Raw genomic sequence first — 21,134 nt, 5'->3', positions numbered from 1 at the left:
AACACCATGCACGCAGCACTTTATGTCAGTAAAACGGGTCTGATGGCTCAAGATAAACAGCTTACAACGATCTCTAATAACCTAGCCAATGTGGGTACGGTGGGTTTTAAACGGGATTCGGTTACCTTCGAAGACTTACTGTATCAAACCCAGCGTCAACCTGGGGCACAGAATACTCAAGATAATGAACTCCCATCCGGCTTACAACTGGGTACAGGGGTTCGCGTAGTCGGTACCAGTAAGCAATTTACCGCTGGTAGCTTACAGGTGACAGATCAAGCGCTTGATGTTGCCATTAACGGTCGAGGCTTTTTACAAGTGCTTAGGCCCGATGGCAGTGTAGCCTATACCCGCAATGGTCAGCTGCAAATCAACGGTGAAGGCGAGGTCACTAATGCCGATGGTTTTTTGATCGAACCCGCGATTAATGTGCCAGAAAATACCAGCAAAATTACCATCAGTACCGATGGGGTAGTGAACGCATTTATTGAAGGGGAAGTCGAACCTCAACAGCTGGGCGATATACAACTGGCGGACTTTGTTAACCCCGCCGGTCTGCAGGCGATAGGCGGTAACTTATTCGTAGAATCCGTTGCCAGTGGTAACCCGTTGATTGGTGCTCCCGCACAAAATGGTTTGGGCAGTTTGCAGCAAGGTATGTTGGAAAACTCTAACGTTGAAATCGTTGAAGAGATGGTGGATATGATTTCCACACAGCGGGCTTACGAAATTAATTCTAAAGTGGTGTCGACAGCAGACCAAATGTTGCAATACATCACTCAGACTCTATAGCGAGCCATTAGTATGAAACGGTTATGGGTTGTAATAGTCAGTGTCGGTGCGGCGTTTTTGACCGGCTGTGTAACAGGGCCTAAACCTCAACCAGGTGACCCATATTACGCACCGGTGGTGACTACGCGTGCCCATGAGCCGATGAATACCAGTGGCTCTTTGTACCAATCTAAACAGGGGATGACGCTGTTTACCGATACAAAAGCGCGCAATATTGGTGACATTATCACCATTAATCTTACCGAGCGTACGGTGTCGAGTAAAAGCGCAGGCGTGAATGTTACCAAAGCAAGTTCCACGAGCTTGCCGGGTGGAACTCTACTGGGGATGACCCCCACACTTAATGGTAATTTACTCGATACCGATATCAGTCAAGATCGTGACTTCGAAGGCGACACCGGAGCCGACCAGAGCAACAGTTTAAGCGGTAGCATTGCAGTAACCGTGGCCGATGTGTTGCCCAATGGCAATCTTGTGGTGCGCGGTGAAAAGTGGATGACGCTCAATCGGGGAGACGAATTTATACGAGTCAGTGGCATTTTGCGCCCAGAAGACATTACTACCCAAAATACGGTGGATTCTACTCGATTAGCTAATGCGCAAATTTCATACAGCGGCACAGGCGAGCTGGCCAGCTCACAAAATATGGGCTGGTTATCGAAGTTCTTTAATAGTGCCTACTGGCCTTTCTAGGAGTCAAGCATGAAGCAAATATTAACGGTTATGATTTGTGTGTTGATCTCTAGCGTAGCTCACGCCGAGCGCATTAAAGATATTACCGATGTCGCCGGTGTTCGCCCAAACCAACTGATTGGTTATGGGCTAGTGGTCGGTTTGGATGGCACTGGAGATCAAACTACACAGAGCCCGTTTACCACTCAGTCATTTAACAATATGTTGAAACAGTTCGGCATCAACTTACCTGAAGGCAGCCGGATGCAAATGAAGAATGTGGCGGCGGTTATGTTACAAGCCGAACTGCCAGCTTTTTCTAAACCCGGCCAAAAATTGGACGTAACCGTCAACTCCATTAGTAATGCCAAAAGCCTGCGCGGTGGCAGTTTATTGATGTCAGAGTTAAAAGGGATTGATGGTAATACCTACGCCATTGCCCAAGGTAGTCTTGTTGTCGGCGGGTTTGGCGTAGATGGTGGTGATGGCTCCAATATTACCGTTAATGTCCCCAGTGTCGGCCGTATTCCTGGAGGCGCACTGGTAGAGCGAGTGGTGCCCAATAATTTTGCTAACGGCCAACCCATTGTTTTTAATTTACATAACCCAGATTTCACCACAGCTAATCGTGTGGCCAAGGCTATTAACGATATGTTGGGGCCAGAAGTGGCCATGCCGATGGATGCAGTATCAATACGGGTAACCAGCCCCGTTAATCCATCTCAGCGTGTCGACTTTTTGGCACTACTAGAGAATATTGAAGTGACACCGGCTGAAGAGGCAGCTCGGGTCGTGATTAATTCTCGTACGGGTACCATTGTTGTGGGACAGCATGTGCGCGTATCTCCCGTTGCTATTACCCACGGTAGCCTTACAGTTTCGGTGTCCGAAGACTTTGATGTAAGTCAACCCAATCCATTTAGCCAAGGCGAAACCGTGGTTACACCGAACTCGGAAATCGATGTGGAAGAGGAGAACAACCCCATGTTCAAGTTTGCACCCTCTGCAACTTTGGAAGACATTGTTAGAAGCATTAATGATGTGGGTGCCTCACCTGCGGACTTAATGGCCATATTAGAAGCATTAAAACAATCGGGCGCGCTTAAAGCGGACTTAATGGTGATTTGATGAGCACAATTACAAACCAACAAGCGCTTTCTAACGTTCAGGATACTTTTCTCGATAGTCGAGGCCTTGAGGCCGTGCGTAGTATGGGACGAAACGACGATCCCGCCGCACTGAAAGAGATGGCCAAGCAGTTCGAATCATTGTTTGTCCAACAAATGATGAAGAGTATGCGTGCTGCTGGGGATGTGTTTGCTGAGGGTAACTATATGCGCTCATCAGATACAGAGTTTTATCAGCAAATGCTCGACCAGCAGATGTCATTAGAGTTAACTAAGGGACGAGGTTTGGGCTTAGGCGATACGCTCTATCAGCAAATGATGCGCAGTTATAGCGAACACTTCGAGCAACCGAACAGCGATGAGCCCGAACAAGACACTGAGCGCAATGGTGTATTGCGTGTGTCAAACGAGGTAACGGCAGCCCCAGTGAGTGACAACAGTGATACTGAGCCGGCTATTCTTGGGTTTGTGGAAAAAATGAAGCCATACGCACAATGGGCCGCCAACAAATTAGGCGTTAACCCCGCCGCTTTAGTGGCACAGGCGGCTTTAGAAACCGGCTGGGGTAAGTCCATCGCAGAGACGTCCGATGGAGTTAGCTCGAACAATGTATTTAATATCAAGGCGACGGGCGGTTGGTCCGGCGATAAGCTTGCGGTTAATACCACAGAATATATAGACGGTGACGCGGAATCGGTGCAGGCTGATTTCCGTCAATATCGCTCACTGTTTGAGAGCTTTTCAGATTACGTTAACCTGCTGCAAAAACCGCGTTATGCTGAGGCGGTTGCGGCTGGCGATAGCATCGAAGACTTTGCGCGAGGATTGCAGCAAGCAGGTTATGCCACAGACCCGGTTTACGCGGAGAAAATTATAGCCATTGTCGACCGAGAAGAACTATCAGCGGCATTCGGCGGAGGAAATAGCTAATGTCCGGTATTTTATCCAACGCAATTTCCGGCCTGCAGGCGAGCCAAAATGCCCTGCGAACCGCAGGGCACAATATCTCAAATGCGAATACAGAGGGGTACAGCCGCCAGCAAGTTGAATACACCACACGTCCGGAACAAAGTATAGGCTCTGCTGGTTTTCTTGGCAGTGGCGTAAGCACCACATCCATTGAGCGGGTCGTTGATCAGTTTGTGAATGGTCAACTGCGCTTGGATACCTCCGCGTATGGACAGATTGAAACTTACAACGTAAATATAGGAAAAATTGACAGTCTTTTTGCCGATAGTAGCAGTGGCCTGTCCGGCGCTTTGCAGGATTTTTTCTCTGCGGTGCAAAATGCCGCGGATGAGCCTTCTTCTACCCCGGCACGGCAATTATTCGTCGACCAAGCTGAAAGTGTAGCACTGCGCTTTAATCAAATTTATGATCGTTTACAGGACCTGCAAACTGATATCAATATCGAGGTTAAGACCGTTACCAAACAGGTGACCTCTCTTGCTCAGTCCATTGCCGATATAAATAATCAACTCAATAAAGTCGGTGGGGCTTCTGCTATGCCCAATGATTTGCTTGATAAGCGCGATGAAGCGTTGTTGCAGTTGTCGGAACTTATTGACATTCAATCGGTTGACTCTGGGAATGGACAGATGAATGTCTATATTGCCAGCGGCCAGGCTCTGGTAGTTGGTACTAATGTCGGTAGTTTTTCGGTGGACGAGCAGGGGCAAGTTCAGCTTCAAAATGGGTCACAAACTGCGGATGTGACTAGCCAAATCAACGGTGGAAAATTAGGCGGGTTATTAAACTTTCGCAGTGATGTATTGCAGCCTGCCAAGAATGAGCTCGGTCGGGTTGCCCTAGCGCTAACCGAAGAATTTAATCAGTTGCAGCAGCAAGGTCTAGACCTGGATGGCGACTATGGTGCGAATTTGTTCGTCGATATTAATGATCCCTCTCTAGCAGCCGATCGAGTACTTCATGGCGATAATGCAGCGCCGTCCGATCGGCAAATCAGCGTCACTATTGACGATATAAGCCTGCTAACTACTAGCGATTACGAATTGAAGATTCCCACAGGGTCAAAAAACTACGTCATTACTCGCAAAGATGATAATGAAATCGTTGCTCAGGGTTTATTGCCTGGAGCCTATCCCGCGGAAATTAGTTTTGATGGTATTAGTGTTAATTTGGTGTCCGGTTCTTTCCAGGCTGGAGATAAATTTACGATACAGCCGACTGCAAATGGCGCTCGGGATATTGAAACCTTATTGACTCGCCCCGAGGACATAGCGTTAGCATCGCCTATACGTACGGGTACATCGTCTGGTAATGCAGGCAGCGGGCTTGTGAGTGCCGGTGAGCTGATGCAAGTCACTGACGCCGAGGGCAATACGTTACCGATGTTTGCGAGTGCGGGGGAGCTTAGCCCTCCTTTAGTAATACGCTTCACCTCAGAGACGACCTATGAGGTATTAGATAACTCTAACCCCGCTTATCCTGTACCACTTAATCCACCGATGAATAATATGGAATTTACCCCTAATTTGGAAAATTCCGTATTTGCTACAGATCCTGGCTCAACTTTAGTGGCGGGAGATGGGTTTACAACGGGCTTGGGGAGTCGTGTGCCTGAAGCTCTGGGGATGGTCGGTCCGGCACAGCCGAATCAATACCCTGCCGAGCGTTATACTTTTGTTAGCACTGATCCAGACACCGGCCTTAGACAGGAACAGGTCGTGCTCACCGCGCCCAATGCGTCAGCTGAACAAACAGCGTCTTTGCTCAGTGGTATCGCTGGTGTTACCGTCAATGCACATACTACCGCTAGTATTAGTGGTATTAGCACCACATTCACCAACCCTTTGCAGTTACAGATTAACGGAGAGGATTTGGTTGAGTACGATGGCGCAGTAATAGCGTCAGGCGTACCGGACCCAAATACTGATGAGCTTGGCTTTTATCAATATATTGCTGAGCAAATTAATGCCAATCCTGCGTTAGTGGCGAAAGGTGTTAACGCGAGTATTACAACGGGAAGTGGCGGTCAGCCGCAATTATTTGTGGCAGCATCTAGTGGCGTAAATTTGGACATCCGACTGGATGGCGCACCCGGCGACACTATTGATGTCAGCGACGGAGTGGGTGGGCTCGATCAGGCGCTCAACGCTGGCGCAGACAATGCTATCACTGTCGGTGGGCGCATGGATATTGCCATGTCAGATGGCATTGAGTTAATCAGCGCGTCAAGTGAAAGCCCTCTGTTAGGAGATACAACGGCAGAAGACTTTGTACAATCAAATTACTTAGGTTTTCAGGTTACGATTAAAGGTCAGCCACAAGCGGGCGATACATTCACTATAGACTTCAATGCCGATGCAAGTAATGACAACCGCAACGGATTGAAATTTGCCGAGCTGGAAACGGCTGGAACCATCGATGATGGTGGCTTAAGCTTTGCTGAAGCCTACGGTCGACTGGTGGAAGATATTGGCACCAAGAGCAACCTCTCCAGCACTAATGCCAGTGCGGCGAAAGACTTGCTGGAGCAAACCCAAAGTCTGCGAGACAGTATCTCAGGGGTTAATTTGGATGAAGAGGCGGCTAATTTGATTAAGTTTGAGCAGGTTTATAGTGCCAATGCACGTGTGATTACTGTGGCACGTGACCTGTTTGATACCTTAATTAATTCTATTTAGGCTTAAAGGTCGATAACGAAAGGGTTTTGCCATGCGTGTGGCTACTTCGCAAATATACAACATTGCTAACATCGGCATGACAAATGCCCAGACTGCCTTGACTAAAACTCAGGAGCAAATGGCCTCAGGCAAGCGCGTACTCAGCCCTGCTGACGACCCAGTAGCAGCCACTCAAATACTGCAGTTGAACGAAGAAATAAGTCGAACCGAGCAGCATATTAAAAATATTGATGTGGCTGAGAACAGTTTGAATTTAGAAGAGACAGCGCTCGATAGCGTTTTGTCGCTGGTTCAGAGAATGCAGGAGTTGGCTGTTAGTGCGGGTAACACGGCCGTATTAACACCGGACGATTATAAAGCCTTAGTTGCTGAAACGAATAGCCGTATTGAAGAGTTGCTCAGTTTGCAAAATACACGCAACGCAGCAGGCCAGTATATCTTTTCAGGCTATCAGGGGGACGCACAACCCTTTAGTTTGAACGCTGACGGTCAGCTGAGTTACCACGGCGATGAAGGTCAGCGTCAGGTGCAGGCCTCTGGCAGTGTTGCTGTGGATGTGAGTGATTCGGGCAAGCGTATATTTGTCGACATCCCCAGCAGTCATAACACTTTCTACACTGAAGCCAATCCCGCAAATCGCGCCACTCCGGCTGCGCGTATAAGTGTTGGCGATGTAGTCGATCAAGAGGCTTTTGATGAGCTCTACCCAGATAACCTAATCATCCAGTTCAATGAAACCAGTGCAGTGATTCCTGCGGGTGCTAACTTTTCGGTTATTAACCAGGCAACCGGGCAGACCTTACTCGCCAACGAGCCATTTGTCAGCGGTCAGAGTATCGAAGTGGCGGGAGCCTCGTTTAGTATTTTGGGGGCACCTTCTGAGGCGGCATTAGCGACTCCATCGACCGTTAACTATGGCGGTATAACCCCGACTGACTTTACGGTGAGCCAAGCTGAAATCACGCTTAGCTTAGGAGATCAAACCGAGACCTTGGTCCTGAATCAGAACATTACCAGTGCGGCAGACCTAGCGGCGGCACTTAATAGCGGAACCAATGCCACCAAATTGGCACGCTTAGGCGTGGTGGCAGATGCGACCGGTTTTAGCGCCGCCAGTGGCCAATCATTAGTGGTGCAATCCCCCAGTGCTGCGGTCGATGCTATGCTAGGGATTACCACCAGTGGTGCGGGCACTGCATCAGTTGATGGAATAGAGGCCGTAAAAGGGGATTCATTCACGCTTATTAGCACTAACAAGCAAAGCTTATCGACCACGCTCACTCGATTAAGTGAGGCCATGGATGAGCTTGATGGTACGCCCGCAAGCGAGGAGCGCCTAGCAGAGGTGGTCGGGCAAACGCTGGCCAATCTAGACAATGCCGTTACCAATATCTCGGTGGTTCAGGGCGAGGTGGGGGCTAGACTCAACACGTTGGAGAGTACCCGCGAACAGAACCTCGATACCAAGCTCTATACAGAAACGGTGTTAAATGACCTAGAAGCGCTGGATTATGCTGAAGCTGCCACCCGGTTGGAGATGCAGCAGTTGGTATTATCGGCGGCACAGCAGAGCTTTGTAAAGGTGGCGGGCTTATCGCTGTTTAATTACATTTCGTAATCACGGGTGACTAATGCAAGAATTTGACTGGCGCGGCATTATTGAGCAAACGAGAGAGTTTAATAAACGTTTGCGGGATAATGCTGAAAAGGGTGAATGGGACCGGTTTGGTGAATTAAGCCTGCAGCGTGATCAGGTGCTGCATCAGCTGGATTGCCCAGCACTGCAGACCTTGGATGAGTCCGAATCAATGGCTTTAAGTGCTGAAATTGCGGCCTTGCAAAGGCAAAATCAGACAATTCAGGCAATATCTCAACGTTACCTGGCCGATATTCGTCAGGAGCATCAGCAAAATCGCACCAATAATCGCGCTATTAACGCTTATCACCGCTCTTAAAGACTTAATTGGAAGAAAAATAACAAATAAAATCAACCAGTTAAGATATTTTTTAAAAAAATGCCAAAAATCCTAAAGCTTCCTGAAAACTGACCGATAACCTACACAGAAGCAAATGCAAACCCTGCGGCTTCGGTAAATCGGCTGATCACAGCTGGCAAGACTGTGAACAGGAAAAAAACTTAGGAGATTACTCATGGCTCTAGTAATTAATACCAACGTTGCCTCCCTGAATACTCAGCGCCAGCTGTTACAATCAGGCAACGCGCTTGACCAAGCCACCGAACGTTTGTCGTCCGGTAACCGTATCAACTCAGCAAAAGACGATGCCGCCGGTCTCGCGATTGCTAACCGTATGACCTCGCAAATCCGTGGTCTGGATCAAGCGGTTCGTAACGCCAACGATGGTGTGTCGATGATTCAAACCGCAGAGGGTGCCTTGCAAGAGGTGACCAACATTCTGCAGCGTATGCGTGAACTATCGGTTCAGTCTGCTAACGGCATCTATTCAGATGACGACCGTGCACGATTGGATTCAGAAGCACAGCAGCTCAAAGAAGAGCTGGGCCGCATCTCTAAAGAAACAACCTTTAATGGCCAGGCGCTGTTGGATGGTAGCTTGCAAGATACTGCCTTGCAGGTTGGCTCCGAGCAAAATCAAACCATTGATATCTCTGTGGGTTCATTCAGCACTAACTCCTTGGGTGGAAGCTCTGGTGATGTGGTGGGTGAGGCTTCAGCGGGTGGCCTTGCCAACCTGAGCGCATTCACCGCCGCTGATGCGGATACGACTTTGTATGTAAACGACGTTGCACTGGGTAGCTTGGCTGATGCGGATGCCGGCGCGACCTTGAACGAAAAGCTGGCTAGCATCAACGCTGACCTGGAAGGCAAAAATGTTCTGGCAAGTGCATTGGTATCAACCGAAGGTTTAAGTGCGGGTGATGGCCAACTCATCGCCGGCACCGATACTTTAACTATTGCTGTTACTGATGGCGATGGCAACGCCCAGTCATTTGTCTTGACTGGCACCAACAACATGGAAGAGTTGGTACAGAAAATCAATGATGACACCACCGTAAGCGCCAGCTTGAATGACAATGGCCGCTTGGTGTTGGCGCAAGAGAACGTGGTATCCATCGGTGTAACCGGTAGTGGTACAGCTGCGCTGGATGCCGCAGGCTTTGACGGTACAGAAAGCGATGGTAACTTCCGCCTAAGTTTCACCGACACCAGCAGCGATGGTGCGGGCGTTAAAGTGGAAGGTGGTGACGATGCCGCCGCTACCGCTACAATGATGACCAACTTAGCAGCTTTGGGTTTGGATGCCGTCGATAATGAGGGCAACTTGCAGGGCGCTGCAACGACTACTCAAAACGATCTGGAAGAAGGTGATCTGCTGATCAATGGCGTTGCGATTGGTAAGGTTGATGCCGGTGCTGATGCCGACGAACAAGCTGATAACTTGATCGAAGCGATTAACAAGGTCAGCAACTTAACAGGTGTTGTCGCTTTCCACGGTGAGCAGGGTACCGCTTCTGTAGCCTTGGGTAGCACGACTGGTGATCTTAGCGTGAAGTATGGTGATAATGCCGCGGCGACAATTGCAACCGACACTGGTCTGCAGGAGCGCAATTCGGCAGCGGGCGCGGGCTCCATTGCCAGCGTTGATATCTCAACCGCTGCGGGCGCTCAAAAAGCCATCGGTATTATCGACGTGGCCATCGGCCAGGTGAGTGAAACCCGCGCCGATTTGGGTGCTGTTAACAACCGCCTGGACTTCACCGTATCCAACCTGACTAACGTGTCAGAGAAGACGTCTGCTGCTAAGTCTCGAATCATGGATGCAGATTTCGCTCAAGAGACCGCGGCATTGAGTAAGTCTCAGGTGTTACAGCAAGCAGCTACTGCCATGCTGGCTCAGGCGAATGCCCGTCCACAGCAAGTACTGTCTTTGCTGCAATAAGACTGAATCTACCCACCGGGTCACCGGTGGGTTTTATTGATTGAGGATTAAGCTATGAATGAAGTGAACGCAACAGTGGCAGAACGCTATAGCCCTGCGCGCTCTGGTGCGGCTTCATCGGCACAGGCTGACTTCGCTAAACCAAGCGGCAAAAGTTTGCCACCCGAAGAAACAAAACATCAGGTGGTAGAGGCAGAGAAGATCCCCGCGGGAGAATTTCAGCAAAGTGTTCAGCAAGCGGTAGCCCATATGAATGAGTTCATTCAGTCTACCCAGCGCGACCTGCAGTTTAGTTATGATGGTGACTCAGGTGACACTATTGTGAAAGTGTTAGATAGCTCTACTAAAAAGCTAATTCGACAAATCCCGGATGAGATTTTCTTAAAGTTGGCCCGTGAATTGAATGCAGATGAGCCGGTATCTTTACTGACTGCTCAGGCATAATAGTCAAAAAGAACGCTTCAAGGTGCCTTACGGCACCTTTTTTTTGCTCTAAAATTAAGGAAGGTTTAAAGTAAAGCTGAGTTTAGTCGATAACCTCATGTAGGCAATAATTTTTTGATATCTGGAGTAGGGTATGGCAAACAACATTATCAGCAGTCTCGGTGGGGGTTCGGGAATTGACACCACCAGCTTGATCAATGATTTGGTGAGCATAAACCGTGCCCCGGATGAAAACCGTCTGGATACCAAAGAGGCAACTTTAGAAACGCAAATTTCTGACTACGGCTTGTTACGCAGCGCATTGTCGGAACTGGAAGCTTCCGTCGCACAATTAGGCAGCGCCGATACTTTTAATGCTAAGTCTGTATCGATCCCCGAGACCTCTCAGTTAGCCCTTACCGGACTTGACTCCAGCGCAGTCGCGGGTAGCTATCAGGTTGAGATTGATCAAATTGCCCAGTCTCAATCCCTTGCCAGTGTTGGCTTTAATGATGCCGATGCGAGTATTGGCCAAGGCGAGATTACCCTGCGTTTTGGTCAGTGGAACGGCGCACTGGATGACTTTGCAGTGGATACCGAAAAAAACGGCGCCACTATTACCATTGATGATTCTAACAACACCCTAGAGGGACTGCGAGACGCCATTAATAGCGCCGATGTGGGCGCTCAGGCCAGCATCGTCAGTGATGGCAGCAGTTACCGGTTATTGTTAACAGGTCCAACAGGCGCCAGTAATGAAGTCGAACTAACGGTAGCAGAAGACCCATCCGCCCCAGGCTTATCCCAGTTCGATTTCAACACGCTCAACCAAAATATGAGCGAATTGCAAGGTGGACAAGATGCTATTTTGCGAGTCAATGGCCTGCAGGTAACCCGTGAGACGAATAACGTCGATGATGTTATTAATGGCTTATCGATGGACTTATTCAGCGCATCGAATACCGAGACAATCAGTATAACTATCAGCGAAGATCGCGATTTGGCGGAAACCGCTATTCGAGATTTTGTCGATGCTTACAACAACTTTTTGTATGCCGTAGAGCAGTTGGTTGGCATAAATGATGAAACGGGTGAATACGGTAGCCTGCACAATGATTCAATGGCCGATAACGTGATTGATCAAGTGCGCAATGTCATTAAATCCTCGGTACCTGGTATTGATAATGGCTTTGCTTCATTGGCCCAGCTGGGCATTCAAACTAATGTAAAAGACGGTACCTTGTCGATCAATGAAGACCCCAATCGAGTAAATACAAATTTTAATGCCGTGATGTCACAGAACTACGATTTGGTACGTGATCTATTTGTACCTCAAACAAGTTCTGACTCCTCGGCCATTGAAGTGACGAATTTTACCCAAAACAGCAAGCCGGGTAATTACGAAGTCGTGATTACCCAGCAACCCAGTCGAGGTACCTTAGCGGGTGGGGCTGTAGCGGCCTTTCCATTGGATACCACGGGTAAAGACTACAGTTTTGAAATTACAGTCGACGATAAAACGGCTCAAATCAGCCTGCCAGACGGCAAGGTGTACGCTAGCGGTGCAGAGCTGGCGACGGAAGTAGAATCGTTGATCAATGCCAGCCAAGAGCTTGCCGGTACTCGCACTCAAGTGGCTGTGGAGTTTGACGGCGGCGCATTGCACTTTACTTCGGAAGCTTACGGCAGTAGCAGCCAGGTGGAGGTGACTAACGTTGGCGCTGATGCGGCAGATTTAGGCTTAAGCATTGCTGCGGGGGTGGCGGGTACCAACGTGGCTGGTACGGTTGATGGCGTGGCGGCATTTGGCTCAGGTCAGGTATTGCTGCCTAAGCTTGGCAGTGCTGCGGAGGGGTTGGCGTTAAAGGTCAAAGAGGGTGCGACAACCGCCAATATTAACTTCTCGCGCGGGTTCTCAGGTGGCATGAGTAGCCTGATTAATGGATTTTTGGATAACAACGGTTTGATTGCTGCGCGCGAGAATAACATTGAGAAAAGCTTGGTGGATGTCGAAGACGATCGCACCGACCTAGACCGCCGGACTGACGCCTATCGCGCTCGCTTAGAAAGCCAGTTTTTGGCTATGGAATTGATTGTTAATAACCTGACCAATACTGGCTCATTCTTGGAAGATATCAACGACCGTCTGCCGTTTACCGCGCAAAGCTAGAATCATAGCGATGTGGTCGATACATAGGGCCCTACGGGGCCTTATTTTTTGAGACGGCTTTCATTAGATTAATGGATAAAGGCGTTTTTTTCACTAAAGTTTAGTCACTGGCCGCCGTTAGCTTAACAGCTTATGCAAAACCTAAAACGCCGTTAAAGAGAATGTATCTATGAGCCCTTACAGCGCTGCCGCCAAACAGTACCAGCAGGTCAACGTTCAATCCAGTGTCGTTGATGCCTCCCCTCATAGGTTAGTTCAAATGCTTTTTGAGGGTGCTTTACAGCGCATAGCCGAAGCAAAAGGGGCTATGTTACGCAGCGATATTGCGCTCAGAGGTGAGAAAATCTCAAAAGCCATAAACATTGTGCAAGGCTTGCAGGGTAGCTTGAATGACACCGAAGGCGGTGATCTCTCAGCCAGCCTGGATCAGTTGTACGATTATATTGCGCGTAGATTAATAGAAGCCAATCGCCAAAGTGATCCGGCTATGCTTGATGAGTGTGGACGTTTATTAGGCGAAATTAAAACGGCTTGGGACGGTATCTCCGCCGGGCCGGGAGTGTAGTAATGAGCTTGCAGCTGATTGATCGTCCGTCTTTACAGGGCCCTTTAGGCGTGGAGCAGTTACAACAAGTACAGGCGGATATGTACCGCGCCTTGGCGCGCGGTGATTATCACCGTGTGCGCCAGCTGGACGACACCTGTGCGGTAGTGCTCGACGCACTGGTTAGCGCCAACGGCACCGACAAAGCTACACTCTTAGATGCCATGCGCGACTTAAAGGCTGTTTATCGGCAAATGCTACAAGAATGTAATCGCCTTGCGCAATGCAAAGCGGTTGGTTAACCGGCTCGGAGTCGAGGACTGTATGGTAGGTTACAGCGGAACCAAGGCGGCGTCACAATATCGCAAGCTCGGCCTCGAGGTCGATGTGAACTCGGCGTCCCCTCATCGTTTAATCCAATTGTTATTTGAAGGGGCCTTAACTCGCCTCCAACAGGCGGAAGTCTCGATGACTCGAGCCGATTATGCGTCGTCGGGCGCATTAGTTGGTCGTGTTATTGAGATTGTAGCCGCTTTACGTCACAGCCTGGACGAACAGGCTGGCGAGCTCGCCAACCAGCTGGATAGCTTGTATCAGTATTGTGAATTTCGCTTGTTCGACGCAACCCGCGATCAAAACCCCGAGTTGTTGCAAGAGGTCGGGCGTCTCCTAAAAACCTTAAAAGCTGGTTGGGATGGGATTGCGACTGAAGGGAAAGCTTGAGATAATCCTCCTAAGCTATTGTTTTTACGCTGATTGCCCCTGTTTTCTGTCAATTATTTGACTAAACTTCAAACGCCGTCTATTCCTGTAATAGGGGTGCGTGAAGTTTTGACGTGCAGATTGGTGAAACAGGGAGCTAAAGCCGTTCCTGCAGATCATGTGGTTGATGTATGTGTCGAAATAACAAACTCTTGATCCTGGAAGACGATGCACAGCGCACGTCAACGTTTCGGGCGATTTTTGATTTTTTAGGGGAAGAAGGCCACTTTATCAGTACCACTGGCCTCGATGAGCATATCGCCCAAGAGCCAGAGGGTGGCGATTATGTGTTGATTTTAATCAGTGAACATTGCACGGATTGGGGTGAGTCTCTGGTTGAGAAAATTCACGCTTGGAACGATGAAGTTGCAATTGCGTTGATTGGTGAGAAGCCTGTTACCGATGGCTTTGATCCTCTCTTAAAGTGCAAAGTGATTGGTGCTATTGATGTCGCCATGACTTACAACCCTCTATTGGATTTAATACACCGAGCCCGTTTGTATTGCGAGGCACAAAGCGCCAATAAAAAACACAGCCAGCAGCGCCCGGTGCATTTGTTTCGCTCTTTAGTTGGCACTAGCCGCGAGGTGCAAAACGTACGCGAAATGATGAGTCAGGTTGCCGACAAAGAAGTGTCGGTACTGATCACCGGTGAATCGGGCACGGGAAAAGAAGTCGTGGCCCGCAATCTACACTATCACTCCGACCGTCGTGAAAAGCCTTTTGTGCCAGTGAACTGTGGCGCCATTCCTGCCGAGTTGCTGGAAAGTGAGCTCTTTGGTCATGAAAAGGGGGCTTTTACCGGAGCAATATCAGCCCGTGCGGGCCGTTTTGAGCTGGCCGAAGGCGGCACTCTGTTTTTGGACGAAATTGGCGATATGCCTCTAAACATGCAGGTTAAAATTCTGCGCGTACTGCAAGAGCGTTGCTACGAGCGCGTTGGTAGTAATAAAACCGTTGCAACTAACGTTCGCATTATCGCCGCTACTCATCGCAATTTAGAAACCATGATCGATGAAGGTAAATTTCGCGAAGACTTATATTACCGCCTGAATGTATTTCCTATAGAGTTGCCTGCTCTAAAAGATCGTGCCGAAGATATCCCGCTATTGGTGAATGAATTGGTCTCGCGCATGGAGAGTGAGAATCGTGGCTCGGTTCGATTTAATTCGGCGGCCATTTTATCTCTTTGTCGCCATGAGTGGTCCGGCAATATTCGCGAGCTGGCTAACTTGGTGGAGCGCATGGCAATTATGCACCCCTTTGCAGTGGCGGGTGTTACAGACCTACCTGTTAAATATCGCCATGTCGATGTCCTTGAGGAGGACTTTGGCGCAGGTCAAGTGCAACCAGAAGCCAAAAGCACCACCATGGTCAGTATGGGCGATACGCCGTTGTTGCCGGATCAGGGTATTGATTTGCGTGATTATTTAACCAGTTTAGAAAAGGGGCTTATTCAGCAAGCCCTTAATGACTCTGGTGGTGTGGTCGCTCGAGCTGCTGAGCGTTTATCCATTCGACGTACCACCTTGGTGGAAAAAATGCGTAAATACGATTTACAGCGTTGATCTTACCCCTCCAACACTAGAGCCCTGAATACAATTATGGGCTCTTATTTCTAGCAAGCTGTTGAAAAACACTTACGTACTCGGGCTTTCAGTGTGGTTTGTAATCTGGGCGCTATTTTTCATAGTGTCTCCACCCATCAAAAGATGGTTAAGACGAGTATAGTCTTGTATGGAAGCTCCGAAGAACAAGGCTGGAAGTAACCCTCTATCGTGTATTGCCACAGGCAAAGTATAGACTCTGGTCGTCGAGACAAAACACAGTATTGACACTCTACAGGCCACGCTGGCCATGCCGGAGGTTTAGAGAAGCCTGCCGGATGTCAAAAATGCACTCCCTTAATACTCAACCCTCTGTGTAACTCATTTTAAGCCAAAAAATTGACCCAGCCTGCCAATGTTGTCTCTAAGTGCTTGAATATAAAGGGTTGTTCGCGCTGGCATCACTATTGCAATTAAAGACCTAACGCATCCGATACGACAGATAGTCGTCATTGAACATAAGGCATTGGGTAAATTTCATGGCAAAAAAAGCCGAAGTGCATCAGCTTCCCGGACACCCAGGGGCGGAGTCGACACATAAAGACAAGGCGCAGGCACTGGCCGAAGCCTTTTCCATGTTTTCCGATATGTCTGAGCAGCTAACCGATTCCTATCGCCAGCTAGAGTTACGCGTAGCCGAGCTGAATGAAGAGCTGACCGAGGTCACCCATCAACGCTTGCAGGAGTTGGCTGAAAAAGAACGTATTGCCCACCGTCTGGAAGGATTACTCAACGTGTTGCCCGGAGGGGTTGTGGTGCTGGACTCGCGCGGTTACGTACGCGAATGCAATCCAGCGGCCATTGACTTGTTAGGAGAGCCGCTGGAAGGTGAGCTTTGGCGGGTGGTGATTGCCCGCAGTTTTGCTCCCAAACAAGATGATGGACATGAAGTATCACTGAGTGATGGTCGCCGAATCAGTCTGGCCACCCGCAATTTAGGTGACGACGGGCAAATTATCCTATTAACCGATCAGACCGAAACCCGGCGCCTTCAAGGTGAGCTTGCCAAGCACGAACGATTATCGGCGCTGGGTAAAATGGTGTCGGCTCTAGCCCACCAAATTCGCACGCCATTATCGGCTGCACTGCTTTATGCCAATCACTTAAAACGCGACAACCTCACACAAGAGAAAAGACAGGGGTTTGCCGGTAAGGTCTCCAACCGTTTGCTGCATATGGAGCGGCAAGTACAAGATATGTTGCTGTTTGTAAAAGGTGAATTGCCAGTGCAAGACCTTTGTAGTGTTGCTGAATTACAGGCGGAGTTGGCCGAGGCGATGGAGGTGCCTGTATCAAGCAGCAACAGTTGTGTTGAGTGGAATGTACAGGGGGTTAATGCGTACTTGCATTGTAATCGCGATGCGCTGGTCAGTGCACTGCTTAATCTCGTTAATAACGCCATTCAGGCAGTGGGTAGTCGGGCCAAAATAGGTATCCGCTTCAATCAGTTTTATATCGACCAGAGACCTTGGCTGGCAATTGAAATTCGCGATAGCGGCCCCGGTATTGATCCGCAATTGTTGCCAACCTTGGGCGATTTGTTTGTAACGACCAAATCGCAGGGCACAGGCTTAGGGATTGCCGTAGTTAAGGCGGTAGCCAAAGTTCACGGCGGGCGTTTTAGGTTGCAATCAGAACTAGGCGATGGCGTAAAAGCCACGCTTTTATTGCCCTGCGATGCAGAAGCTACCGTAAACAGCTAAATAATTTTTTGATTAGGTGAAAAAAATGAATGATACCGCTGTGATAGCCCCACTAGACGTCACTGGCGCCAAAGTTTTGGTGACAGAAGATGACCCAAGTTTGCGTGAAGCTTTGGTGGATACTCTGGAGTTAGCAGGCTATGAGGTACTGGAGGCCGATTGCGCCGAGCAGGCGCTCATTCGTTTAAAGACTGTAGCTGATATCCGATTGATCGTATCCGATGTCAATATGGGTAAGTTGTCCGGTTACGACTTGCTTAGAAACGTTAAGACCGATTATCCGCACATTCCCTTTTTATTGATTACCGCTTACGCCAGCATTTCTGACTCGGTGATGGCAATTAAAGAAGGCGCGGTTGATTATTTGGTTAAGCCCTTTGAGCCCGACGCGTTACTGAATATTGTTGCCAAACATGTGGGGCAGGGGGGCGGTTGTGATGACGATGAACCAGTGGCCCAATCTGAGGCCAGTCAGCAATTATTACAATTAGCCGAACGCGTTGCGCAATCTGAATCCACCGTCTTAATTATTGGCGAATCTGGTACCGGTAAAGAGGTGCTAGCACGCTATATTCATAACCACTCTCCCCGGGCAGCCAAGCCTTTTGTCGCCATTAACTGCGCTGCAATTCCTGAAAATATGCTTGAGGCAACATTGTTCGGGCATGAGAAAGGCGCTTATACCGGCGCACATGCTAGCGCTCCGGGAAAATTCGAGCAGGCCAATGGTGGCACACTGCTGTTGGATGAAATCTCGGAAATGGATATCGGCTTGCAGGCAAAATTATTGCGTGTCTTGCAAGAGCGAGAAGTGGAACGTTTAGGTGGACGAAAAACCATTAAACTGAATGTGCGGGTGATTGCCACTTCTAACCGCGATATGCGAGAGGCGGTAATGGCTGGGCAATTTCGCGAAGATTTATATTACCGGCTCAGCATTTTACCTCTGCAGTGGGCGCCACTGCGCGATCGACCAGAAGACATCGTTCCTTTGGCAGAAAAACTGCTGCAGCGTCACGCTTTAAAACAAAACCGCCGCGCTATCACCCTGGATAAATTTGCCAAGGCGGCTCTATTGGATTATCGCTGGCCGGGCAATGTGCGCGAGCTGGATAATATTATGCAGCGCGCGCTAATTCTTCAGCCGGGCCGTGTTATTACCGATTCTGATTTGGGATTGATTGATACCACTTGTTACAGTGCCAAACCCAGTTTATTAAATGGCCATGCCGCCGCTCCAGCGAGGGAGGCAGCCGCTAGTGCGACAGCCGAGAATGAAAGCGACCTGCGTGAGAATATTGGCAGTGATTCCACAGGCGCAGTGCTCGGCAGTGATTTAAAGCAGCGTGAATTTGAAATTATTCGCCAAACGTTAATCACCGAGCGAGGTAGCCGCAAAAAAACCGCTGAAACTTTGGGTATAAGCCCCCGAACTTTACGCTATAAAATTGCTCGATTAAAAGAGGAAGGTTTAACGCTGGATATTTAAGAGAAGGTTTTCAGCTGCTGCTATATAACCGCTTCAGTGTGTCTGAGGCGGTTTTTTTATGCGCGCGAGCTGAGGGCGGTGAATAATTGCCGGCGGCAAACCTTGGCCCATTTTGTGCAGTATTCAATATAACGACGGTTTTTATCCGTAAACCGCCAATTAATCGACACATAGACACCAAATGGCACCGACATGAGTAATCGAGTAGACATCAATAATTTGCTGCACGAGATGCGTTCGCTCAAATCGCAAACACAGGCTTTTCAAAAGCCCCAAGGGCTGCAGGAAAGTATCGCGACTGAATCGACAGGGCGCGTCAATCAGGCCAATCAGGTGCCGGGCTTTGCCGAGATGATGTCTCAGGCAGTCAACTCGGTTAATGATGTACAACAAAACGCCGGACAATTGGCTAACGCATATCAGCAGGGTGACCCCAGTGTGGACATTACCGATGTGATGATTGCTTCGCAAAAAGCCAGCGTCTCTTTTGAGGCGGCGCTACAAGTACGCAATAAGTTGGTAGAGGCCTACCGCGACATTATGAACATGCCGATTTAATGGAGTAACGCATCATGGCCGAAGAGCAAGCGATGTCAGATTTAGCCGATCCCAGTGCAGACAAATCCGCCCGAGGCAATGATTTGGTTGAGGGTTTTAGCAGTTTAACGCTGTTGCGCCAAGTGGGGCTAATGGTGGGTTTAGCCGCATCGGTAGCGATTGGTTTTTATGTGGTGCTCTGGAGCCAGGGTGAGGAATATCGTCCTCTGTACGGTAGTCTCGATCGGCTCGACTCCGCCCAAGTGGTCGATATTTTAGAGCAGAACCAAATTCATTATAAAATCGAGCCTTCTACAGGTGCTCTATTGGTGACTTCTGATGAGGTACACAGCGCTCGTTTAAAGCTGGCGGAAGTGGGAATTGGTAATACCCAATCGGTCGGCTTTGAATTGTTGGAGCAGGAGCAGGCATTAGGCACTAGCCAGTTTATAGAAAGTGCCCGGTATCACAGAAGTTTAGAAGGGGAACTGGCACGTACTGTAACCAGTATTCATACCGTGCGTTCGGCTCGGGTTCACTTGGCCATTCCCAAGCGCAGTGTCTTTGTACGCGATGCCAGAAAGCCCAGCGCATCCGTATTTCTCGAAGTTTTTCCCGGCCGTGACGTGGCGCCGCGACAAGTGAAAGCCATCGCTAATCTAGTGGCCTCTAGTATCTCCGAGCTTAGTTATGAAGATGTGACGGTCATCGATCAGCATGGAAGTTTGTTGTCGGCTGGGGATGAATCGCCCGAGCTGGAGCTGGCTGGTAAGCAGAGACAGTACACTGAACAGTTGGAAGAGAGCCTGTTAAAACGAGTTAATAGCATTTTAGAGCCGGTACTGGGCGGCGGTAATTTTCGCGCAGAAATTAATGCCGATGTGGACTTCACCGCTGTTGAGCAGGCTCAAGAGGTGTATGACGATGAGCAGCCGGTGGTGCGCAGTGAGCATCTGCAAAATGAGCGCCGTACCGGTGACGAAACTCTGGGTGGTATTCCCGGCGCGCTGACGAACCAGCCTCCGATCGATGGTCAGGCACCCGAGCAAATTGATCCGGCGACTGGTCTGCCCTTAGCTGAACCACCGGTTCAGCACAGCCGCGAGGATGTCACCCGCAATTATGAGGTGGATAGAACCATCAGTTACACCCGTCGCCAGCAGGGTAATATTGAACGCTTGAGTGTGGCGGTGGTGCTGGATGATAAATTGACGGTCGATGCCGAAGGACAAAATGTTCGCACAGCCTGGGAGGCGCAAGAGATTGATCGTTTAGTGACCTTGGTGCAGAACGCAGTGGGCTTTTCTGAGGCGCGCGGCGACAGCGTAACGGTGATTAATTCATCTTTTGCAGCGCGTAATGATGGGCAAATGGAAGCGGTTGAGGTACCTTGGTGGCAACAAGCGTGGCTGCAGCCCTATGTGAAGCCCTTGGCCGGTTTTTTACTGATCCTAGCGTTAATATTTGGCTTGCTGCGCCCAATACTGAAAAGCATCGCCAACACTGGGGCCGAAACGGCCGAAGATGAAGAGGCGCGCCAGTTACAAGCACTGGAAGATGCAGGCCTTGGCGGCGATATGTCGAGTGATTCTGTCACTCTAACCGGGGGGGCGGTTGCCTTACCTGGGCCCGAAGAGGGTTATGAGCAGCAGCTTAACGCCATTAAAGGACTGATTGCTGAGGATCCGGGCCGGGTCGCTCAGGTGGTGAAATCCTGGATTAATAAAGATGAGTAACAAT

The 21,134-nt window shown here is 49.4% G+C and carries 18 protein-coding genes; all 18 read left to right on the top strand.

Features of this window, described 5'->3' with window-relative positions; genetic code table 11:
* Positions 1 to 6: 6 nt before the first annotated feature.
* The 18 genes from flgG (at position 7) to fliF (ending at position 21,130) form a co-directional block, all read left to right on the top strand.
* The gene (gene flgG, locus Q4563_RS01940) at positions 7 to 792 is read left to right on the top strand and encodes a flagellar basal-body rod protein FlgG (RefSeq protein WP_215977571.1); all 786 of its coding nucleotides are present in this window, start codon (positions 7 to 9) and stop codon (positions 790 to 792) included.
* 12 nt (positions 793 to 804) lie between these two features.
* A complete protein-coding gene (gene flgH, locus Q4563_RS01935; protein WP_215977570.1) occupies positions 805 to 1,485 on the top strand; it encodes a flagellar basal body L-ring protein FlgH in 681 nt (226 codons plus the stop codon).
* Between the two features lie 9 nt (positions 1,486 to 1,494).
* Positions 1,495 to 2,592, top strand: coding sequence for a flagellar basal body P-ring protein FlgI (locus tag Q4563_RS01930; protein ID WP_303603423.1), 1,098 nt, complete (start codon positions 1,495 to 1,497; stop codon positions 2,590 to 2,592).
* Positions 2,592 to 3,521: a flagellar assembly peptidoglycan hydrolase FlgJ gene (gene flgJ / locus Q4563_RS01925; protein ID WP_215977568.1), complete on the top strand. Its 930-nt coding sequence runs from the start codon at positions 2,592 to 2,594 to the stop codon at positions 3,519 to 3,521. Before Q4563_RS01930 ends, flgJ begins: the two co-directional genes overlap by 1 nt.
* A complete protein-coding gene (gene flgK, locus Q4563_RS01920; RefSeq protein ID WP_303603422.1) occupies positions 3,521 to 6,238 on the top strand; it encodes a flagellar hook-associated protein FlgK in 2,718 nt (905 codons plus the stop codon). The genes flgJ and flgK overlap by 1 nt, the downstream gene beginning before the upstream one ends.
* Positions 6,239 to 6,269: 31 nt before the next feature.
* Positions 6,270 to 7,856, top strand: a complete 1,587-nt coding sequence (gene flgL / locus Q4563_RS01915; RefSeq protein ID WP_215977566.1) for a flagellar hook-associated protein FlgL — start codon at positions 6,270 to 6,272, stop codon at positions 7,854 to 7,856.
* Between the two features lie 13 nt (positions 7,857 to 7,869).
* Positions 7,870 to 8,193: a flagellar protein FliT gene (locus Q4563_RS01910; protein ID WP_303603421.1), complete on the top strand. Its 324-nt coding sequence runs from the start codon at positions 7,870 to 7,872 to the stop codon at positions 8,191 to 8,193.
* A 196-nt stretch (positions 8,194 to 8,389) separates the two neighbouring features.
* Positions 8,390 to 10,159 (top strand): flagellin N-terminal helical domain-containing protein, encoded by a 1,770-nt coding sequence (locus Q4563_RS01905; protein ID WP_303603420.1) that lies wholly within the window; start codon positions 8,390 to 8,392, stop codon positions 10,157 to 10,159.
* A 54-nt stretch (positions 10,160 to 10,213) separates the two neighbouring features.
* Complete coding sequence (locus Q4563_RS01900; protein ID WP_215977563.1) at positions 10,214 to 10,603, top strand: flagellar protein FlaG; 390 nt, start codon at positions 10,214 to 10,216, stop codon at positions 10,601 to 10,603.
* 133 nt (positions 10,604 to 10,736) lie between these two features.
* On the top strand, positions 10,737 to 12,752 hold the full coding sequence (gene fliD / locus Q4563_RS01895; RefSeq protein WP_303603419.1) for a flagellar filament capping protein FliD: 2,016 nt from the start codon (positions 10,737 to 10,739) through the stop codon (positions 12,750 to 12,752).
* 169 nt (positions 12,753 to 12,921) lie between these two features.
* Entirely contained in the window at positions 12,922 to 13,317 is a 396-nt protein-coding gene (gene fliS, locus Q4563_RS01890) for a flagellar export chaperone FliS (protein WP_215977561.1), read from the top strand.
* 2 nt (positions 13,318 to 13,319) lie between these two features.
* Positions 13,320 to 13,598, top strand: a complete 279-nt coding sequence (locus Q4563_RS01885; RefSeq protein ID WP_215977560.1) for a hypothetical protein — start codon at positions 13,320 to 13,322, stop codon at positions 13,596 to 13,598.
* Between the two features lie 22 nt (positions 13,599 to 13,620).
* Positions 13,621 to 14,019: a flagellar export chaperone FliS gene (gene fliS, locus Q4563_RS01880; RefSeq protein WP_215977559.1), complete on the top strand. Its 399-nt coding sequence runs from the start codon at positions 13,621 to 13,623 to the stop codon at positions 14,017 to 14,019.
* A 170-nt stretch (positions 14,020 to 14,189) separates the two neighbouring features.
* A complete protein-coding gene (locus Q4563_RS01875; RefSeq protein ID WP_215977558.1) occupies positions 14,190 to 15,626 on the top strand; it encodes a sigma-54 dependent transcriptional regulator in 1,437 nt (478 codons plus the stop codon).
* A 518-nt stretch (positions 15,627 to 16,144) separates the two neighbouring features.
* A complete protein-coding gene (locus Q4563_RS01870) occupies positions 16,145 to 17,368 on the top strand; it encodes a sensor histidine kinase (protein WP_215977557.1) in 1,224 nt (407 codons plus the stop codon).
* Positions 17,369 to 17,393: 25 nt separating this feature from the next.
* Entirely contained in the window at positions 17,394 to 18,857 is a 1,464-nt protein-coding gene (locus Q4563_RS01865; RefSeq protein ID WP_215977556.1) for a sigma-54-dependent transcriptional regulator, read from the top strand.
* Positions 18,858 to 19,049: 192 nt separating this feature from the next.
* The gene (gene fliE, locus Q4563_RS01860; RefSeq protein WP_215977555.1) at positions 19,050 to 19,415 is read left to right on the top strand and encodes a flagellar hook-basal body complex protein FliE; all 366 of its coding nucleotides are present in this window, start codon (positions 19,050 to 19,052) and stop codon (positions 19,413 to 19,415) included.
* Between the two features lie 32 nt (positions 19,416 to 19,447).
* On the top strand, positions 19,448 to 21,130 hold the full coding sequence (gene fliF / locus Q4563_RS01855) for a flagellar basal-body MS-ring/collar protein FliF (RefSeq protein WP_303603544.1): 1,683 nt from the start codon (positions 19,448 to 19,450) through the stop codon (positions 21,128 to 21,130).
* Positions 21,131 to 21,134: the final 4 nt, after the last annotated feature.

The sequence above is a fragment of the Gilvimarinus sp. 1_MG-2023 genome, from assembly GCF_030548285.1.
The sequence above is the reverse complement of the archived record's forward strand: the minus strand, read 5'-3'. Positions and strand labels throughout refer to the sequence as shown.

Bases quoted from the DNA above. Each gene is read 5' to 3' on its own strand.
- flgG (WP_215977571.1), top strand. From the start codon at position 7: ATGCACGCAGCACTTTATGTCAGTAAAACGGGTCTGATGGCTCAAGAT.
- flgH (WP_215977570.1), top strand. From the start codon at position 805: ATGAAACGGTTATGGGTTGTAATAGTCAGTGTCGGTGCGGCGTTTTTG.
- Q4563_RS01930 (WP_303603423.1), top strand. From the start codon at position 1,495: ATGAAGCAAATATTAACGGTTATGATTTGTGTGTTGATCTCTAGCGTA.
- flgJ (WP_215977568.1), top strand. From the start codon at position 2,592: ATGAGCACAATTACAAACCAACAAGCGCTTTCTAACGTTCAGGATACT.
- flgK (WP_303603422.1), top strand. From the start codon at position 3,521: ATGTCCGGTATTTTATCCAACGCAATTTCCGGCCTGCAGGCGAGCCAA.
- flgL (WP_215977566.1), top strand. From the start codon at position 6,270: ATGCGTGTGGCTACTTCGCAAATATACAACATTGCTAACATCGGCATG.
- Q4563_RS01910 (WP_303603421.1), top strand. From the start codon at position 7,870: ATGCAAGAATTTGACTGGCGCGGCATTATTGAGCAAACGAGAGAGTTT.
- Q4563_RS01905 (WP_303603420.1), top strand. From the start codon at position 8,390: ATGGCTCTAGTAATTAATACCAACGTTGCCTCCCTGAATACTCAGCGC.
- Q4563_RS01900 (WP_215977563.1), top strand. From the start codon at position 10,214: ATGAATGAAGTGAACGCAACAGTGGCAGAACGCTATAGCCCTGCGCGC.
- fliD (WP_303603419.1), top strand. From the start codon at position 10,737: ATGGCAAACAACATTATCAGCAGTCTCGGTGGGGGTTCGGGAATTGAC.
- fliS (WP_215977561.1), top strand. From the start codon at position 12,922: ATGAGCCCTTACAGCGCTGCCGCCAAACAGTACCAGCAGGTCAACGTT.
- Q4563_RS01885 (WP_215977560.1), top strand. From the start codon at position 13,320: ATGAGCTTGCAGCTGATTGATCGTCCGTCTTTACAGGGCCCTTTAGGC.
- fliS (WP_215977559.1), top strand. From the start codon at position 13,621: ATGGTAGGTTACAGCGGAACCAAGGCGGCGTCACAATATCGCAAGCTC.
- Q4563_RS01875 (WP_215977558.1), top strand. From the start codon at position 14,190: ATGTGTCGAAATAACAAACTCTTGATCCTGGAAGACGATGCACAGCGC.
- Q4563_RS01870 (WP_215977557.1), top strand. From the start codon at position 16,145: ATGGCAAAAAAAGCCGAAGTGCATCAGCTTCCCGGACACCCAGGGGCG.
- Q4563_RS01865 (WP_215977556.1), top strand. From the start codon at position 17,394: ATGAATGATACCGCTGTGATAGCCCCACTAGACGTCACTGGCGCCAAA.
- fliE (WP_215977555.1), top strand. From the start codon at position 19,050: ATGAGTAATCGAGTAGACATCAATAATTTGCTGCACGAGATGCGTTCG.
- fliF (WP_303603544.1), top strand. From the start codon at position 19,448: ATGTCAGATTTAGCCGATCCCAGTGCAGACAAATCCGCCCGAGGCAAT.